Raw genomic sequence first — 15,906 nt, 5'->3', positions numbered from 1 at the left:
TCCTGGTAAATAGCCGCTGGACTTCGACTTTCAAAGAGCGCCCTGCGATACTACAAAGCACTCATGTAACAACCTGTCAATTCACAAGAAGAACAAACACAAAGTGGGATTTGCATGTCAGGGATATCTAAACCCCTACCGGCATACCATGCCGGGACTACCTGTACGTTTGCTTTCAGCAATCCCTCCTTTCCGATAGCATACGTTTCGTCGCCAGTCAGATACCCATTTCCGAGAATTCCAGATCAGTCTATGGGAAATACTGTACCTTCTTCTGGTTCATTTGTCAAGACATCTAGACCACTATACCAACTATTCGCAAAAAATTCATGACATGGGTATGAGAACGAGGTGGGGTTCATCATTTTCAGCGGAGATTTACAGCCATTGGGGGAAAGAGAGCATTCCCGTTAGCCGAGTTTGACACTCGAGCATAGAATAGTTGCCATAGTAGGTCGTAGTGTGAAAATCTCGATGGAGAGTTTTGTCTTTGAGCCTTGTCAAGATGTGAGATGTTTTTCGCCATCAGGTGAGAGGAGATAGATAGTTATGACAACAACAGCACCACGTACCATACAGCTAATCGGGTCTGTGTTTGCGGCACAGGCATGCTCCTGTCCTTGCGATCCATGCGTTTGTGGAGACCATTGTACCTGCAAGGGCGCGGAGAGCTATCTTGGACCGCGTTGGAGATTTGTCGGTGACCACATCGAATCGGGCACCGCCTCTGGAATAGATGTCTCTCAGAGAACCCTGCTCAATCTGGCGCAGACTGCCAGTGAAAACTCCGCCGATTGGCATGAGACCATCCTGATCGATGATGGAGCCACGCCAGAGCAGGTGAATGCCTTGCTCGCGACATTTCAGCAGCGGCAAGGAAGTGAAGTCGCTCATACGAATCGCCTGCCTGCTACCGAGCGACCTGTATACCTCGTTCCCATGCGTTATACGACTGCCGAGGGGCGGAACATTCTCTCTGTCACTTTTTCGCCAGAGCGCAGCCGTCTCATGCAAGGAGATAGATCCACGCCTTTCTTCAAGGAATGGACCTATAATGGCCACGTCGCCGTTCAACAACCGCTTGAGCAGTGGAACTATTGACAAAGCTGGTCGATAACGTACAATATCAATAAAAGATAACCACATAATAATCGTACAAAGTCAGTAACGCCCCCAATCCGTATTAGCGAGGGAATGAGTAGCTATGGCAATGAGCTTCCATGACGTAGAAAGGCTTCAAGCTTTCTACCCATACAACAAAATCGAATTGCGAGAAGGAAAACTGACTATTATGAGTCTTTCAGACTATGTATCTAGCGAAATTGGAGTTCGATTTATTGTATTTTTAAGCAACTGGGTTTATAAGCACAACGCTGGACGAATTGCCGATGCAAGCGCAGGTTTCCGCATGCCCAATGGAGACTTGCTTTCACCTGATGTTTCGTTTGTTTCACGCGATCGACTTAAACAAGCACCGCGCTCCTATGCGGCTGTCGTCCCTGAACTAATCGTCGAGATCAAATCAAGTACAGACCGCCTTCGCGAACTTGAACAGAAGATCGCTTTGTTCATACAGCAGGGAGTTCAAGTTGGCCTGCTCATTGATCCAGATAAGCATACCGTCCGCGTCTATCGAGCTGATTCACTCAGGAAAGATGCCGAGGGGGAAGAAGACATTTTTCCGATCAGTATTTTGCAAAACGGCGACACTCTTACCATTCCAGACCTCTTTCCCGGCTGGGAACTTCCGATTGAGCAACTCTGGACCCCGAAGTATGAGTAAGGTCTGAAGCTCCTTCCTGCTGCTCCCAGTCGGCCTTTCGCAGCGCGTATTCAACATCGTCACCATCCCAAAGCACCTCCGATGGATCGTGGGCGGTGCTGTCATTGGCCTGCAGTTCCTCCATCGTCATGCGGTAGGTTCGCACCAGCGAAAGGCCTGCCTTTTCCATGACGCGACGGGAGGCCAGGTTATCCTGGTAGGTCGTGGCAACGACACGCTGTACGCCCCACTCAGTGAAGCCGAGGCGAATCAACGCACGCGCTCCCTCGGTGGCATAGCCCTGGCCCCACAAGGAGCGCCGCAGCCGGTAGCCAAGTGCGACCTCGTCGCGACTCATTGCAACCTTCGGTCGAAAGCTGAACCAGCCCAGGAATTCCCCGCGTTCCTTCTCGATAGCCGCGAAGACGCCAAAGCCGGGATACAGCTCGTAGGAGCGCAGGAACGCGGGCAGAATGTCGTCCTGGATTGCCTCGCGGGAGGTGGGAATACCACCGGTAAGAAAGCGCATGACCTCGGGATCGCTGTCAAGATCGACCAGGTGGTCTACATCAGCCTCGGTAAAGTGACGCAACAACATCCGCTCGGTTTCCAGGAAGACCTCCATTGCTCGCTCCTTGCTCATCTGGTGAACTGTTAATGGCTCCATCGAGTAGTTTACGCTACCTTCTCAGGAGAGGCAAGGGAACTCCTGGTGGGATGTAGGACTAGATTAGGTAGTTTAACGAAATATCGAGGTAATCGCCCAGGAACCGAGAATGAATTTTTATTGCCAGAACCACTCATTGCCCTCGTCACGTGATCCACTTGCTCATGTCATTCTGAGCGAGAGCGAAGAATCTACGCTACCCGACGGCTCATGTGCCAGGCCGTAGATTCTTCGCTCTCGCTCAGAATGACATGGAACGTGACCGATTTAGTCATGAAAGTTCATTATCGGCTTCTGCAGACACAAACCATCAAACATCTCTATTCAGCGCTGCAAGCCGTTCCTGCCACTCATCATTCGCGAATGCCACCTTGCCACAGCAAATGGTGGCCTGCACAGTCAGCGAGGAATCGAGGATGAGCAGATCGGCGTCGTAACCGGCCTGCAAGCGCCCTTTACGGTGCGAGACTCGGGCAGCGCAAGCTGGATTGAGCGTTAGCATACCTATCGCCTGCTGGAGTGTCACCTCTGTCATCAGCAGCACGTTGCGCAAGGCCTGGTCCATCGTCAATATGCTGCCGGTAATCGTTCCGTCTTCAAGACGAGCGGCGCCGTTAATAACCCGCGCGGGCTGGCCGGCGAAATCGAAACTGGCATCGGAAACACCCGCCGCCGCCAGGGCATCCGTGATAAGGATGGTGCGCTCCGGCCCCAGCAGTTTTATCAAAGCGTTCACCGCTGCCGGATGAACATGCACGCCGTCGGCGATTACCTCTCCATAGACACCCTCGGCCTGGGCCGCAGCAGCGAGAGGACCGGGGGCGCGATGCAAGAGGGGCCGCATGGCGTTGAAGCAATGGGTTACATGCGAGATGCCGAGCTGTATCGCCTCCTGCGCCTGCTCGTAAGTCGCATCGGTATGGCCCATGCTCACAGTGACACCCACCTCTAAAAGACGACGAATCATAGCCGTGGCTCCCGGAAGTTCTGGAGCCAGCGTAACCAGGCGCAGGCAACCATCCGTTAAGGCAAGGAGCTGCTCCGTCTCAGGCTCATCCGGCATACGCAGCCAGGAAGGCTGGTGCGCTCCCCGCCTTGCCACGCTAATATAAGGCCCTTCCAGGTGAATCCCCAGTGGCTCGGCTCCTCCTGTTTGCGTGCGAAGCACATGCACAGCGGTTTTTAACTGTTCTTCAGGCATGGAGCCGGGCACGCCTACTACCGCAATAAGAAACGAGGTGACGCCTGTCTCAGGTACCCAGCGCGCAAAATTCCGAATGTCATCGGCAACCGTGGTGTGCAGGCTATAGCCACCGCCTCCGTGCGTATGTACATCGATAAAGCCGGGCACGACCAGCATACCCGCCGCGTCGATGATGGTATCAGCTTCGCCGGTTGAGCCTCCAGGATGGCTCAAGGCATGTATCTGCGTGCCGGCAACGGTTATATCGCCGTGGGCAATATCTGTTGTGGCATCAATAAGGCGAGCATCACGTAGTGTAAAGCGCATTGATCCTCTTAACCTTCCTCTTCTTACACACTGCCTGGCACGCAGCGCAGTCACAAGTCAGAGCGCGACTCCATCCAGCACGCCAGTAGTGGTAGGGTGAATCAGTGCCATTTCTTCGGCAGGCAATCACCAGGGATCACCTTCGGGACGATCTGACCTGGAATTCCCAGATGTCCTTTGTCTGCTTGAACCCTTGACAGGCGCGAAAAAGTATGGAATTATTATAAATAAGTATAGTGGTATATACAATATACCAATTATACCACTTGCCATAACTAGTACCATATTTCCGGGCAGAATGCAAGAGGTAGAGAGTAAGGCATGGACCTGCACTGTGTAATATACTGTACGCAAATGATGTCCGCGGCATCATGAAAGCATGAACGCGCGTTTTTTTAAAGAACGCCTGATAAGATTGAGGGAAAACATATGGGTGCAATTTACAGGAATAGTCCCTTGCCTCGCTACTATCAACTCAAGGAAATCATGAAGGAGCGTATCCGCTCCGGCGAGTGGAAGCCGGGCGACCTTATTCCGTCGGAGCGCGAGTTGGGGGAAACCTATGGCATCAGCCGGATGACGGCCCGCCAGGCGATTACGGACCTGGTTAACGAGGGGCTGTTTTATCGCGAGCAGGGCAAGGGAACGTTCGTCAGCCAGCACAAAATTACCCAGCAACTCATACAACTGACCGGATTCACGGAAGATATCCGCGCGCGCGGGCAGCGTCCCGGCACGAAAGTGCTTTCGGCTGAAATGGCTCCGGCGGACGAGGCGACTGCCGAACGGCTACGCATTAGCCAGGGAACGCCAATTTTCCGCCTGCGCCGCCTGCGACTCGCCGATGACGAACCCCTGGCTATTGAATTATCTCAGATCAATTTCAAGGGGTGCGAGCGGTTGCTAGAGGAAGACCTGGAAAATAATTCGCTTTACCGCGTGTTGGAAACGAGGTACGGCATACCGCTAATGGCTGCCGACCAGGAGTTGGAAGCAGGCCTGGCGGGCAACGAAGAGGCGCAACTGCTGAAAATTTCGGTGGGCAGCCCTGTACTTTTCACCCGCCGCGTCACCTATACGGAACGCAACCAGCCGGTCGAATACGCCAAAGCCATCTATTGCGGACACAAGTATACATTCTATACCCATATGAAGCGCGAGCAACTCATACCCTGATGCACTGGTATGACAGCAAAAGCCGGAGGTGAAGGCATGGAACGCACCTTAAGCGCGCTGGACACCGAAAAAGTGAACCCGGCGACGACTGAAATCGACCGCGTGAGTCCCCTGGAAATCGTACAGATCATCAATGCCGAGGATGCGAAGGTTGCCCTGGCAGTGCAGCAGGTATTGCCGGATATTGCCAGGGCGATTGAGGCGATAGCCGCGAAGTTGCGGCTCGGTGGGCGTTTGATCTATACCGGGGCCGGTACCTCTGGCCGCCTCGGAGCTTTAGACGCCTCTGAATGCCCGCCAACCTTCAATATTGCTCCAGATATGGTACTGGCCTGCATCGCGGGTGGCCAGCAGGCATTGGATCGGGCACACGAGGACTTCGAGGATAACTGGGACGCAGGGCAGGCCGATTTAGCAGCACTCGGGGTCTCTCAAGCGGATGTGGTGGTAGGCATTACCGCCAGCGGGCGCACGCCTTATGTACGCGGCGCTATCGCACACGCGAATGAACGAGGCGCCTTGACGATTGGCCTGGTATGTAATGCGAACACGCCGCTGGCGCAAGAAGTCGAGATTCTGATCGCGCCGCTTGTTGGGCCGGAGGTGATCAGCGGCTCGACGCGTCTGAAAGCGGGCACGGCTCAGAAAATGGTGCTCAACATGCTCAGTACCGGCGCGATGATTCTGTTGGGGAAAACCTTCGGCAACCTGATGGTCGATGTGCAGGCCACAAACTATAAGTTGCAGCAACGTGCCCTCTCAATCGTAAAACAGGCAACCGGGCTGGATAATGAAGCTGCCAGAACGCTGCTGGACTATGCAGGAGGCGAGGTCAAAACGGCCATCCTGGTGGCGCGTGCCAGCATCTCGCCAGAGCAGGCACGCGAAAGACTTGCCGCGCATGGCAACGTGTTGAGAGCCGCATTAGAAGCCGTCCCGTAGGAACGATTGATCGCGCCCGGCGCCGACGATGAGTTCTCACCAGCACAATCGGGAAGCGCTCCCCGGGTGTGTCATTCTGAGCGCAGAGGCCGCACTGAGCGGAGTGAATGGGGAAGAAGCTCGTGGGGCAAGGCACAGATTCTTCCCCATTCGCTCCGCTCAGGGCTTGCGGCTTCTGCGCTCAGAATGACATGGCCTGAACCATTCGGATTACTGATTGTACTGGTGAAAAATCGTTCTCGGCCCTCGTCCCCATATCATCAAGGTCTCAATATACAAAGGAAATGATTTAAATGGACACCTACACAAACGGCATGAGCCTGGAGGAACAGATTGGGCAGGCGCTGATGGTTGGCTTCTGGGGAACTAAGCCTTCACAGGAGATCATCGATCTGATTACGCGTTACCATGTCGGCAACATCATCCTGTTCTCGCGCAACACCGGCGATACGCGGCAGGTGCTTGAATTGACACGGAGCTTGCAGGAGATCGCAAAAGAGGCCGGGCATCGCTATCCCCTGCTGATCGCTATCGACCAGGAAAACGGCATTGTGCAGCGATTGGGAGAGGCGGTGACGATATTTCCGGGCAACATGGCGCTGGGAGCCATCGGCTCAGATGAAATCGCCTACGAGGTTGCGCGTGCGACGGGCGAGGAACTGCTGGCGCTCGGCATCAATATGAATCTTGCCCCGGTGGTTGATGTGAATAATAACCCGGCTAATCCGGTCATCGGTGTCCGTTCCTTCGGAGAAAATCCACGGCTGGTGGCACGGCTTGGCGCCGCGATGGTGAGAGGATATCATGCCGCCGGCGTCATCTCCTGCTTGAAGCATTTTCCCGGCCATGGCGATACTGCCACTGACTCGCACCTGGCGCTGCCTACGATTCCTCATTCGCTCGAGCGGCTGGAAAGCCTGGAACTGGTGCCTTTTCGACGCGCAATAGAGGCCGGGACCGGCAGCGTAATGATCGCGCACGTAGCTTTTCCCGCGTTGACACAGCAAGAAGACTTACCGGCAACGCTCTCACCCGCCATCGTCAAGGGGTTACTGCGCGAGCACCTGGGATTCAACGGCGTTATTATCTCCGATTGCTTAGAGATGCAGGCGATTTCGGAAACGTTCGGCGTACAGCGAGGAGCGGTCATGGCGCTGCAGGCAGGCAACGACCTCGTGCTGGTATCGCATCTTTACGAGCGCCAGCAAGGGAGTTTTGAGGCGATTCGAGCGGCGGTAGAGGCGAATGAACTCGCACCGCAGGTGATCCGGCAGGCGGCTGAACGCCTGCTGAGGCTCAAGGCGAGTCATCTCTCATGGGATAGACTGCCAGGTGTGACAAAGATGCCTGCAATAATCGGTAATGAGGAGCATATGCAACTTCAGAAGCGGGCATATGAGCGCCTGCCGGTGCTGGTCAGAAGTGATGCTGGCCTGCTGCCACTGCGTCTGAACACTGGAGAGCGCATCCTAGTTATTGCTCCCGAGAGATACAGCATGTCGATGGTGGAGGACCGTTATTATTCAGATGATATACTGGTAGATATCTTACGGCAGTATCACACGAACGTCAGTATGACGCGCGTGCCGGCAGGCGAGGCATCCAGGGAAGCGTTGCAAGGCACGAGGGCGACAGATATTTTCATCGTAGCGACGGTCAATGCGCATATGGACGAGGGACAGGCGGAAGTGGTGCGCCAGCTCGTATCCTCAGGGCGGCGCGTGATTGGAATAGCGGTACGCAATCCATATGATCTGCTGGCATTTCCGCAGCTTCGCACCTACCTTGTGACGTATGAATATACGCGCCCGGCCCTGAATGCTGCCGCGCGCGCGATTTTTGGCGAGCGGCAGGCGTATGGGCACTTGCCGGTGAGCATTCCGGGGCTGTATCCGAAGGATTTATGATGACACAGAACATATCTGACCTGCACGCGGCAATGGAAGAGAACTTCCTGGCTTATTTCCTGCTTGGCCTGGTTCCCCTACCCCATTTTCAACTCTTCAGCGATCCTGAGTTGACATGGGCGGTCAGCAGCAAGTTTCCAGGGTGGAATACGGTGCTGCGCACACAGCTCTCGTCTGAGACTGCCGCGGCACGAGTTCAGGCGTTGGTAGATAGCTTCAAGTCAAACGGCAGGCCTCTGGGATGGCTCGTCTTACCCTCTAGCCGGCCTGTTGATCTTCCCAGCCACCTGCTCGCAAATGGCTTGAAGCAGGTGAATAACCGTCCCCATATGCTGGTAGACCTGCATACATTGCCTGCGTGGGCCGATGAATCGACGGTGGGAGAGGCGGATGCAGATGCGTTGGGCGCTGCTTTGTCCGGGTCAGAGGGGAACGGGGCCGATCAATCGGCGGTGGGCGCGGTGAACCGGCCCCCACGGGTGCCGGCTGGACTGCTGATAGAGCGGGTTAACGACGGCGCGAGTTTTGCGCAATGGTACCGGGCGACAGTCGCGGGCTTCGAGATGACCCTCGCGACTGCAGAAATCTATTATGAAGCATATACGCGAGCTGGATTTGATCCCGCCGGGCCATTTCTCCATTATGTCGGCTACCTGGATGGGGAGCCCGTCACATCTTCCACCCTATTGCTGACGGACAATATGGCCGGTATCTACGATGTCAGTACGGCGCCTGCCGTTCGCGGTCGAGGATTGGGTACTGCCATCACGCTGCTCCCTCTTCTAGAGGCACGAGCGCGCGGCTACCGTTACGCGTGCCTGCAATCCTCGCCCGAGGGCTATAACGTCTATCGCGGGCTTGGCTTCGAGACACAATATCACGAGCGCATCTTCGCTATATAGGGGCCGATTGATCGCGCCCACCGCCGATGATGAACGTTCACGAACAAAATCGGGAAGCAGCATGACACAGTTGGGGCCACTTGAATTGTCGATTTTGCTGGTAAAAATTCATAATCCGGCCCCTACGAGATCGTCCACAGATCGTTCAAACTGCTGCCGTACCTGCCATTGCCCGCGCCAGCATAGATATAGGCGCGGCGGTCTGCCGCATCCCACACCATCGTCGACGCGGTTCGTCCGGGTATAATGTGGTTTCCATGGCTGTCCAGGGGAGTCAATAAATCCCAGGCATTCTGTTTGGGATCGTATGCCCAGAGGCCCCAGAAAGGTTCGGATTGACCGTTTTCCCAGCCGCCCATCAGCAACAAAAGATGGTCTCTGCTATCCCAGGCCCCAATGCCCTGCTGCCGGGGTAGCGGATTATCCGATGTCTTTGGCGTAATCGAGGACCACCCTTTGCTTGCGCTGTATGCATAGAAATCGTTCTCCTGCAGGCCATTGATGTCAAGCCCGCCGAACACATACAAGCGGCTATCGCTGCTATCCCAGACCATAGTCGAGTAGGTACGCTGGCCAAGGGGAGTGGTAGTTGCAAGTTCCTGCCAGCCGCCATTTGAGCCAGGAGTATACGCCCAGAAATCCGAGAGCAGGCCGTACTTATTCATCCCACCCAGCACGAGCATTTGGCTGCCATTCCATACCGCACCGGTCGCACGAACTCCCGGCCCGTTGTCAGAACACGCAATGGCAGTCCAGGCGCCTGTACTTAGTGAAAAGGACCACAGGTCGCCAAGATAATGATTATTCGCTCCCAAACCACCATACAGCAGCACTTGCTGATCCGCGCTATCCCAGACCATGGCCGCATTCATACGTGGAGGCGGTACACCGCTATCCCCATTACTGCAAGCACCCGCGGCGCCTGCCGGGGTCAGTTGTTTCCATTGTCCCGTTTCAGGACTGTAGGACCAGAGATCATTGAGCAGATGACCACTACCATCGATGCCACCAAAGACGAGTACAAGATTGTCATAGTCATCCCAGACCATACTGTGTCCCGAACGCAACGTAGCAGGGGCGCCTGTCGAAACGGGGGCCTGCGCGTTAAAACTGGGAAAACTGAACTGCGGGGGCGGCGTTGCCGTCACGGTTGGAGTCGGCGTTGTCAATGGAGCGGGTACATCCAGGACAAAATCATAGCGCTGCAATTCGATCGCTTGCTTCTGGCTTTGCAATTTACCGATCAGTGACACGGTCGTCTGGTAGTTATTGTTTGGCGTCAACAACTGCGGATTGACCACATTCACCAGCAGGCTGGTCGACTTGCCCGGCTCTAAGACTCCCTGGTCAGGGGTAACCGTCAGCCAGGTCGTCTCCGTATACTCTACCTGGAAGACGAGCGCTTCTATGCTCTTATTGATGATCGTAATCTTCTGTATTGCCGGTTGCAGCTTGCCCTGGGTGTATAAAAATTGAGTACCGCTATTCTCTACAGAGACGGCATCCAGCCCTTTTTGAACGCTCACCGTCACATAAATATCCTGGGCGGCCACATTCTGCCCGCTGACCTCCACAACGGCGGCGTAAGCGCCGTCCGCCAGGCTTGCAGTACCTGCCTTGATAGTAAATCCGGCTGTTTTACCCGGGGCAAGCGTTCCCATAGATACAGAAAGCGCCAGCCATGCTAAATTCTGGCTATTCACGATGGATGCTTGCCAGCGCAAATCGGAACTGCCCGTATTCGAGATTCTGACCGGCTGCGAGCCATCATTGACCAGGTTCACCTCGTGTGTGCTTAGCTGCATGACAGGGCAGACTCCAAGCAGGCAAGGCTGGCTCACACGCACCAACCCTAGCGCGGCACCGCCCAGGAGCAGCAGTACGAGCAGCGCAAGGGCCAGCGTGCGGTAAACCGGACGCGGGGCCGGTGAATCGGCGCTGGGCGCGATCAATCGGCCCCTACCGCCCCGCCGTGACGCCGATTGTCCTGATTGCCCTACCATCACTTTCGCTTCACCCGCGAACTCGCCCGCCGGCCTGACTGTTGTGATTTCCTTCTCCGCGGGCGCTTTTATCGCCGTTGCTGCCGGCTCAGGAAGTGTGGAGATTTCCGCGGGATCAAAAGCTGTGGCTCCTTCCTCTGCTGTTTTGGAAGCGCCTGCCTGCTCAATGTTTTCGAGCGCAGGCAACTGGCTGTAGGTATCTGTTCTGGCACTGGCCGCTTCTTCCAGGGCTTCACGATAAGCGCGAGCGAACGAGCGCATATCTTTATAGCGGTCTCCCGGCTCCTTGGCAAGAGCGCGCAAAATAACGGCTTCCACCTCAGATGGGATCAATGGGTTAAATTCGCGTAGAGGAGGAGGAGGAATTTGCAGGTGCCCATGCATGATGGAATACAGGTTGCCTGTAAATGGAGCGTGCCCGCTGAGCAGTTGGTAACAGGTGATGGCCAGCGCATACTGGTCGCTGGCGGCGCGTGGCTGCTCCAACCATTGCTCCGGCGCGGTATAGAGAGGAGTGCCGACGTAAGCGTGCAAAGAGGCGTGGGTATAGCCATCGAGCAGCGCGGAAACGCCAAAATCAGCCAGCATGAGGCGATCATCGCCATCGAGCAACAGGTTAGCAGGCTTGACATCCAGGTGAATTATGCCATGATCATGAGCATATTGTAGGGCCTCCGATGCCTGCTCGATATATGGCAGCAGGAGCCGCGGTGTCAGCGTCGTCGATTCTGCTGCTTGCGGCACTGCCATCTGATCGCCCTCGACGCTGTCTTCTTTTAAGTCGGATGTTTCGCTACTGGCGATTGTTTCGTGGCCGGTAATAGAATCGGGTTGAGATTCTTCGCTCCGCTCAGAATGACATGTCCGCTGCATGTCATTCTGAGCGGAGCGAAGAATCTCTCGCGCGCCCTCGCCAGCTACCCGCTCTGGCTGTTCAGGATCGAGAGGCGTAATGGTTTGATTGTCTTGATAGGCGCTACCCTGCTGATTGACCGCCACGGTATCCTGATTCTCCACCTGAGGCGCATCCACAAGAGGAGCTGAAGCTTCCGCCGGAATAGCAGTGGGCAGCAAAGAGAAGTTCTGGGGAGTCGATTGGCAGTATTTTTGCAGCGAGCCATGAGCGGCATATTTCATTACCAGGTAGGAGCGTCCGTCTTCCAGCATCCCCACGCGCATCACAGGCAAAATATTAGGGTGATCGAGCTTAGAGATAGCCCCCACTTCGCGCGCAAAGAGTTCGACAGCTTTGACATCCAGTACCTGGTCAATGGACATGACCTTGATGGCCACGCGACGCTGCAATGGCGGTAACTGTTCCGCCTCGTATACGTCGCCGAATGCGCCCGAACCAATCCAGCGCCTTACCCGGCAATCACCCAGCAGCGCTCCCTCGAGTAAATACTTACAATACTGGCAAGATACCTGCGCATCGACCGAGGCCGGTGATTTTTCGGCGCTCGCTTCTGCCAGCGCTATCGTGCCTGTATTCGTGAGTGAGGAAATGGAGGCGAATTCACGATTCTTATGTTTCTTTTTAGGATTTAAACAATATGCCATAACTTGAACATCCAGCTATGTTTAGAAAAAACGACCGTCAACCTCGATAGCATAAAAAAGACCAACAGTACCCCAGATAATCATAACATGCGATAGGGGCCGCGGAATGTGGAATAGTTCACATTTCGCACACAATATATTACGTTTGGAAAGCCAGAGCTTCTAACACATTGCAGGATTCGGCCTGGTTGCATTCTAAGTAACGGGAGGAACACGGGTTGTGTTGCCTCGCACGCGCTTGCCTTCACGAATGGAGCGAGCAGTCATACGGTCTTTTTGCGCTTCCAGCTTGATGAGCGGAAAAGGCCTATGGAACTGGAGCGTATATTGCGCGGCCTTTTCCTCAGATAGTACGGCACGACGTTCATAAGCATAAGCGAAGAGTTCGCGCTTCTCGTCTTCGGGCAGTTCTATCAACAATAAAAAAGCCAGGGCAAATTCGGGTTTGCCCCGTTCCGCGTAAGCACGCGCGGTTATTAAGCCATCGGCGCCGGCAGACAGCATCTGTTGGGCCTTTGTCGTAAACACTTCTTTCAGTAGAGGGGCATATAATTCCGCAAAAGTTCCGGGCATCATTGGCTCCATGGTTTTCTTCATCATATACTTTTAACTATAGGATAATAGTAACACATGAAGCAATGGTTTATCTCCGCGAGCCCCTTACTGGCTCCGTAGATGACGAGACAAAGATTAGCTATCACGCAGGTGCGATACGGCAGGAATAAGAAATACCAGAAGCCGGCCAGCAAGTTACCTTAGCTTTGAAAGAGCGTCTTGTACCGGTAGGAGAGGACTAACATTTAAAAGAAAGAGAGAGCACCTTTGGCAGTCGAAACTATTCCGGCAGAGCAGGAACAACCTGTTCATGGACTATCCAAAAAGCTACTCTTCGAAGTAATCGAGCTATGCCTGATTGGGATGGGCATCTTTGCCATGTTTCAATGGCTGCCACAGCGTTACTTTCTGGATGGCACCGTGCGCTTTAAAGCGGTTGTAAGCCTGCTACAACATGGCCAGATATCACACATGAGCTATTCAATCGTTGGCCCTTTATTCTCCTCGCCACTGTGGGTCATCGACAGACTATCAGGATTTTCATTGCAATGGCAGGAAAAATATAACATTTTTCTGCTGGCCGCGGTAATGTTGATTACGTATGTAATGTTGCGAAATCGCATGGATGCCGGCGTACTGCGCAAATTCTTTCTTATACTGATCATAGGCTCCATGTTCGGGAACCACGTGACCTACTTTGGAGGCGAGGTATTCACCGCTTTAATGGTCGGAATGGGCATCCTGGTAGCGCTGCTGAGATCGGAAGCCGGCGGATGGGCAGCCGTCGTGCTGGGGGTGGTTAATACGCCCGCCAGCCTGGTTGGACTTGGCCTTGTCGTCCTGGGACATATCTTTCAGAAGCGCCGCGTAAGATATCTCCTCGTATTTATAGCCGCTGTAGTGCTGATCCTCGCCGAGTCCTGGATTCGCCGTGGCAGCCCTTTTAACAGTGGGTATGGCAATCAGGCATTCAGCACACCTTTCTGGCTTGGCCTGATCTCCATCCTTTTTTCGTTCGGCAAAGGGCTGATCTTCTTTGCACCCGCCCTGCTGCTGCCCGTCAAAAACTATCTCTGGAAGTTGCAAGGAGAAAACAATAAGCAATTATTCCAGGCCTACCAACTATGGATATGCTTCCTGGTGGGTTTGATACTGGTCTATTCATCGTGGTGGGCATGGTACGGCGGATGGTTCTGGGGACCCAGGTTTTTTCTCTTCGCCTCGATTCCCGCCTCTTTCGTGCTTGCAGTACGCCTGCGTAGCACCAGCAATTCGCTACTGGGAAATCTTTTAACGCTGCTCTTCCTGGCTTTCTCACTCTGGATAGGTATCAATGGAGCCATTTACGATCAGTTTGGGCTGAGCAATATCTGTGTTGCTCACAACTACGCTCTTGAATACCTGTGCCACTACCATCCGCTGTATAGCGTTCTCTGGCACCCCATCATAGCGCCGAAGCCACTCTTACATAACGATAAGCTATACATCTTGTTGAGCCTGGCGCTATTTGTTTACCTGGCAGCACCTTTGCTCTTCACAATAGCAAAGCAAACACTGGCAATGCTCCAGGGTTCGAAGGAAAGGCTTCTGAATAAGAAAGCCTGGAATATCTAGGATTTATTCGTCCTCGCCCTCATCCTCATCGACTTCCAGCAGTAACATGACGGCTTCTTCGATGGATTGCGCGATGCTCATTTTGATGACCAAATCGCGCAAAATACTCGCATCCTCGATGCCAGCAATCTGCTTTTTTACCAGGCGTATGGCAACAGGAAAGCGCAGGCGCACGATCTTCAGCAGTATCTGGCGCAGTTCCTGTAGTAATTCTTTCTGGGCCTGCTGCACTCCCTGCAAAAATGCCTGCTGATATCCCAGGCGAAGAGTGCCGGTAGGCTCCTCCTGCTCAGCCTCTTCCTGATATGTCCATGGTTCACGAAGTACGTCACGCAACATGGGTAATCTCTTTCTTAGCCAGTTTTTCTGGTGATATAGAACGCGGTTGTTATCACTATTATAGAACAAAAGTTCGCACCTGTCTATTCTTTAGAAGCGCAAGGATTGCGGAAATACGCTGATGATCTTTGGCAAACGAATCAGGCAATGAGAGGTCACCTCTGCCACCTGTCATTGAGGCTTTTCAGTCAGTGCATCATGCCCGTCCTTCCTGGGGTCTACCAGGAATCCAGGAATTCTTCAAGAGGAGAGAAGAGGCCGGCCTGAAAAGCTACCTGGAGCGCATCATGGGTGTTATGTACCCCCAATTGTTCATAAATATTCTGCTGGTGCTTGCTCACCGTCGCCACAGTAACGCCTAACTCTTTGGCGATAGCCTTTTGATCGTACCCGCGGCACATCAACGCCAGCACTTCTCTCTCGCGCTTTGTCAGCGTCTTATCTATTGACGATTCGGTTGCTTTTGGCACACCGTCCAGGAGGGCCGTCACCTCAAAAGCGTACAGCATCCAGCTGCACACCTGAGCTAACACGTGTCCCACAGGCAGGGGCAACGCCGGGCGCGTCGGATCTGTGCCATCAGCTGCGATAGACACTGTCCCATACGTCCGGTCTCGAAACTGCACAGGAAAATTTACCTCCATTGTGGAAGAGGATGAATCCGCTACGTCAGGAAACCGCTGGTAGCGTAACAGCAGGCGAGCGCGTTGTTGAGTAGCCAGCGCTACCTCCTGGCAGAGACGCTCAAGAACTCCCCGAGTTTGCCCGCATAACGACTGACCCACGTTGAGTAAATAGAGGATCATATGTGTATAATCTTGAGGGTTAGTAGTATCCGCATCGTGATATGATCCCGGCTGTTCAAACGGTGCATCCATAGCAGTCCCTTTCTAGAAACTGAGTATTCGACCCCACAATAAGAACTAACGTTCTATTTCGTTTTTTTGGGGAATGAATAGCTAGCAGAAT

The 15,906-nt window shown here is 54.0% G+C and carries 13 protein-coding genes; 7 read left to right on the top strand and 6 right to left on the bottom strand.

Going from position 1 to position 15,906, the window contains the following annotated elements; translation table 11 throughout:
• The first annotated feature begins 549 nt into the window (after positions 1 to 549).
• Both VFA09_24990 and VFA09_24985 read left to right on the top strand, forming a co-directional pair.
• Positions 550 to 1,101 carry a DUF1326 domain-containing protein gene (locus tag VFA09_24990; protein ID HZU70553.1) on the top strand — a complete coding sequence of 184 codons (552 nt, stop codon included), beginning with the start codon at positions 550 to 552 and terminating at the stop codon, positions 1,099 to 1,101.
• A 103-nt stretch (positions 1,102 to 1,204) separates the two neighbouring features.
• Positions 1,205 to 1,783, top strand: a complete 579-nt coding sequence (locus VFA09_24985) for a Uma2 family endonuclease (protein HZU70552.1) — start codon at positions 1,205 to 1,207, stop codon at positions 1,781 to 1,783.
• On the opposite strand, the gene VFA09_24980 is transcribed toward VFA09_24985, so the two are convergent.
• Positions 1,713 to 2,429: a GNAT family N-acetyltransferase gene (locus VFA09_24980; GenBank protein ID HZU70551.1), complete on the bottom strand. Its 717-nt coding sequence runs from the start codon at positions 2,427 to 2,429 to the stop codon at positions 1,713 to 1,715. The genes VFA09_24985 and VFA09_24980 overlap by 71 nt on opposite strands.
• Before the next feature lie 310 nt (positions 2,430 to 2,739).
• Positions 2,740 to 3,939: an N-acetylglucosamine-6-phosphate deacetylase gene (gene nagA, locus VFA09_24975; protein ID HZU70550.1), complete on the bottom strand. Its 1,200-nt coding sequence runs from the start codon at positions 3,937 to 3,939 to the stop codon at positions 2,740 to 2,742.
• Between the two features lie 429 nt (positions 3,940 to 4,368).
• On the opposite strand from nagA, the gene VFA09_24970 reads away from it, so the two are divergent.
• The 4 genes from VFA09_24970 (at position 4,369) to VFA09_24955 (ending at position 8,866) form a co-directional block, all read left to right on the top strand.
• A complete protein-coding gene (locus VFA09_24970; GenBank protein HZU70549.1) occupies positions 4,369 to 5,115 on the top strand; it encodes a GntR family transcriptional regulator in 747 nt (248 codons plus the stop codon).
• 36 nt (positions 5,116 to 5,151) lie between these two features.
• A complete protein-coding gene (gene murQ / locus VFA09_24965) occupies positions 5,152 to 6,057 on the top strand; it encodes an N-acetylmuramic acid 6-phosphate etherase (GenBank protein ID HZU70548.1) in 906 nt (301 codons plus the stop codon).
• Between the two features lie 293 nt (positions 6,058 to 6,350).
• Positions 6,351 to 7,964 (top strand): beta-N-acetylhexosaminidase, encoded by a 1,614-nt coding sequence (gene nagZ, locus VFA09_24960; GenBank protein HZU70547.1) that lies wholly within the window; start codon positions 6,351 to 6,353, stop codon positions 7,962 to 7,964.
• Complete coding sequence (locus VFA09_24955) at positions 7,961 to 8,866, top strand: GNAT family N-acetyltransferase (protein ID HZU70546.1); 906 nt, start codon at positions 7,961 to 7,963, stop codon at positions 8,864 to 8,866. Before nagZ ends, VFA09_24955 begins: the two co-directional genes overlap by 4 nt.
• Positions 8,867 to 8,988: 122 nt before the next feature.
• Here VFA09_24955 and VFA09_24950 read toward each other — a convergent pair whose 3' ends face one another.
• A complete protein-coding gene (locus VFA09_24950) occupies positions 8,989 to 12,429 on the bottom strand; it encodes a kelch repeat-containing protein (GenBank protein HZU70545.1) in 3,441 nt (1,146 codons plus the stop codon).
• A 195-nt stretch (positions 12,430 to 12,624) separates the two neighbouring features.
• Positions 12,625 to 13,002, bottom strand: a complete 378-nt coding sequence (locus tag VFA09_24945) for a hypothetical protein (GenBank protein HZU70544.1) — start codon at positions 13,000 to 13,002, stop codon at positions 12,625 to 12,627.
• Positions 13,003 to 13,251: 249 nt separating this feature from the next.
• Here VFA09_24945 and VFA09_24940 point away from each other — a divergent pair, with 249 nt between their 5' ends.
• Positions 13,252 to 14,598 (top strand): hypothetical protein, encoded by a 1,347-nt coding sequence (locus VFA09_24940; GenBank protein ID HZU70543.1) that lies wholly within the window; start codon positions 13,252 to 13,254, stop codon positions 14,596 to 14,598.
• 3 nt (positions 14,599 to 14,601) lie between these two features.
• On the opposite strand, the gene VFA09_24935 is transcribed toward VFA09_24940, so the two are convergent.
• Positions 14,602 to 14,937, bottom strand: coding sequence for a hypothetical protein (locus tag VFA09_24935; GenBank protein HZU70542.1), 336 nt, complete (start codon positions 14,935 to 14,937; stop codon positions 14,602 to 14,604).
• Between the two features lie 218 nt (positions 14,938 to 15,155).
• Entirely contained in the window at positions 15,156 to 15,815 is a 660-nt protein-coding gene (locus VFA09_24930) for a LuxR C-terminal-related transcriptional regulator (GenBank protein HZU70541.1), read from the bottom strand.
• Between the last annotated feature and the right edge of the window lie 91 nt (positions 15,816 to 15,906).

The sequence above is a fragment of the Ktedonobacteraceae bacterium genome (assembly GCA_035653615.1).
GTDB lineage: Bacteria > Chloroflexota > Ktedonobacteria > Ktedonobacterales > Ktedonobacteraceae > DASRBN01.
The sequence above is the reverse complement of the archived record's forward strand: the minus strand, read 5'-3'. Positions and strand labels throughout refer to the sequence as shown.

Coding starts and splice junctions, on each gene's coding strand:
- VFA09_24935 (HZU70542.1), bottom strand. CDS start 14,937: ATGTTGCGTGACGTACTTCGTGAACCATGGACATATCAGGAAGAGGCT.
- VFA09_24955 (HZU70546.1), top strand. CDS start 7,961: ATGATGACACAGAACATATCTGACCTGCACGCGGCAATGGAAGAGAAC.
- VFA09_24930 (HZU70541.1), bottom strand. CDS start 15,815: ATGGATGCACCGTTTGAACAGCCGGGATCATATCACGATGCGGATACT.
- murQ (HZU70548.1), top strand. CDS start 5,152: ATGGAACGCACCTTAAGCGCGCTGGACACCGAAAAAGTGAACCCGGCG.
- VFA09_24980 (HZU70551.1), bottom strand. CDS start 2,429: ATGGAGCCATTAACAGTTCACCAGATGAGCAAGGAGCGAGCAATGGAG.
- VFA09_24950 (HZU70545.1), bottom strand. CDS start 12,429: ATGGCATATTGTTTAAATCCTAAAAAGAAACATAAGAATCGTGAATTC.
- VFA09_24990 (HZU70553.1), top strand. CDS start 550: ATGACAACAACAGCACCACGTACCATACAGCTAATCGGGTCTGTGTTT.
- VFA09_24945 (HZU70544.1), bottom strand. CDS start 13,002: ATGCCCGGAACTTTTGCGGAATTATATGCCCCTCTACTGAAAGAAGTG.
- VFA09_24985 (HZU70552.1), top strand. CDS start 1,205: ATGGCAATGAGCTTCCATGACGTAGAAAGGCTTCAAGCTTTCTACCCA.
- nagZ (HZU70547.1), top strand. CDS start 6,351: ATGGACACCTACACAAACGGCATGAGCCTGGAGGAACAGATTGGGCAG.
- VFA09_24970 (HZU70549.1), top strand. CDS start 4,369: ATGGGTGCAATTTACAGGAATAGTCCCTTGCCTCGCTACTATCAACTC.
- nagA (HZU70550.1), bottom strand. CDS start 3,939: ATGCGCTTTACACTACGTGATGCTCGCCTTATTGATGCCACAACAGAT.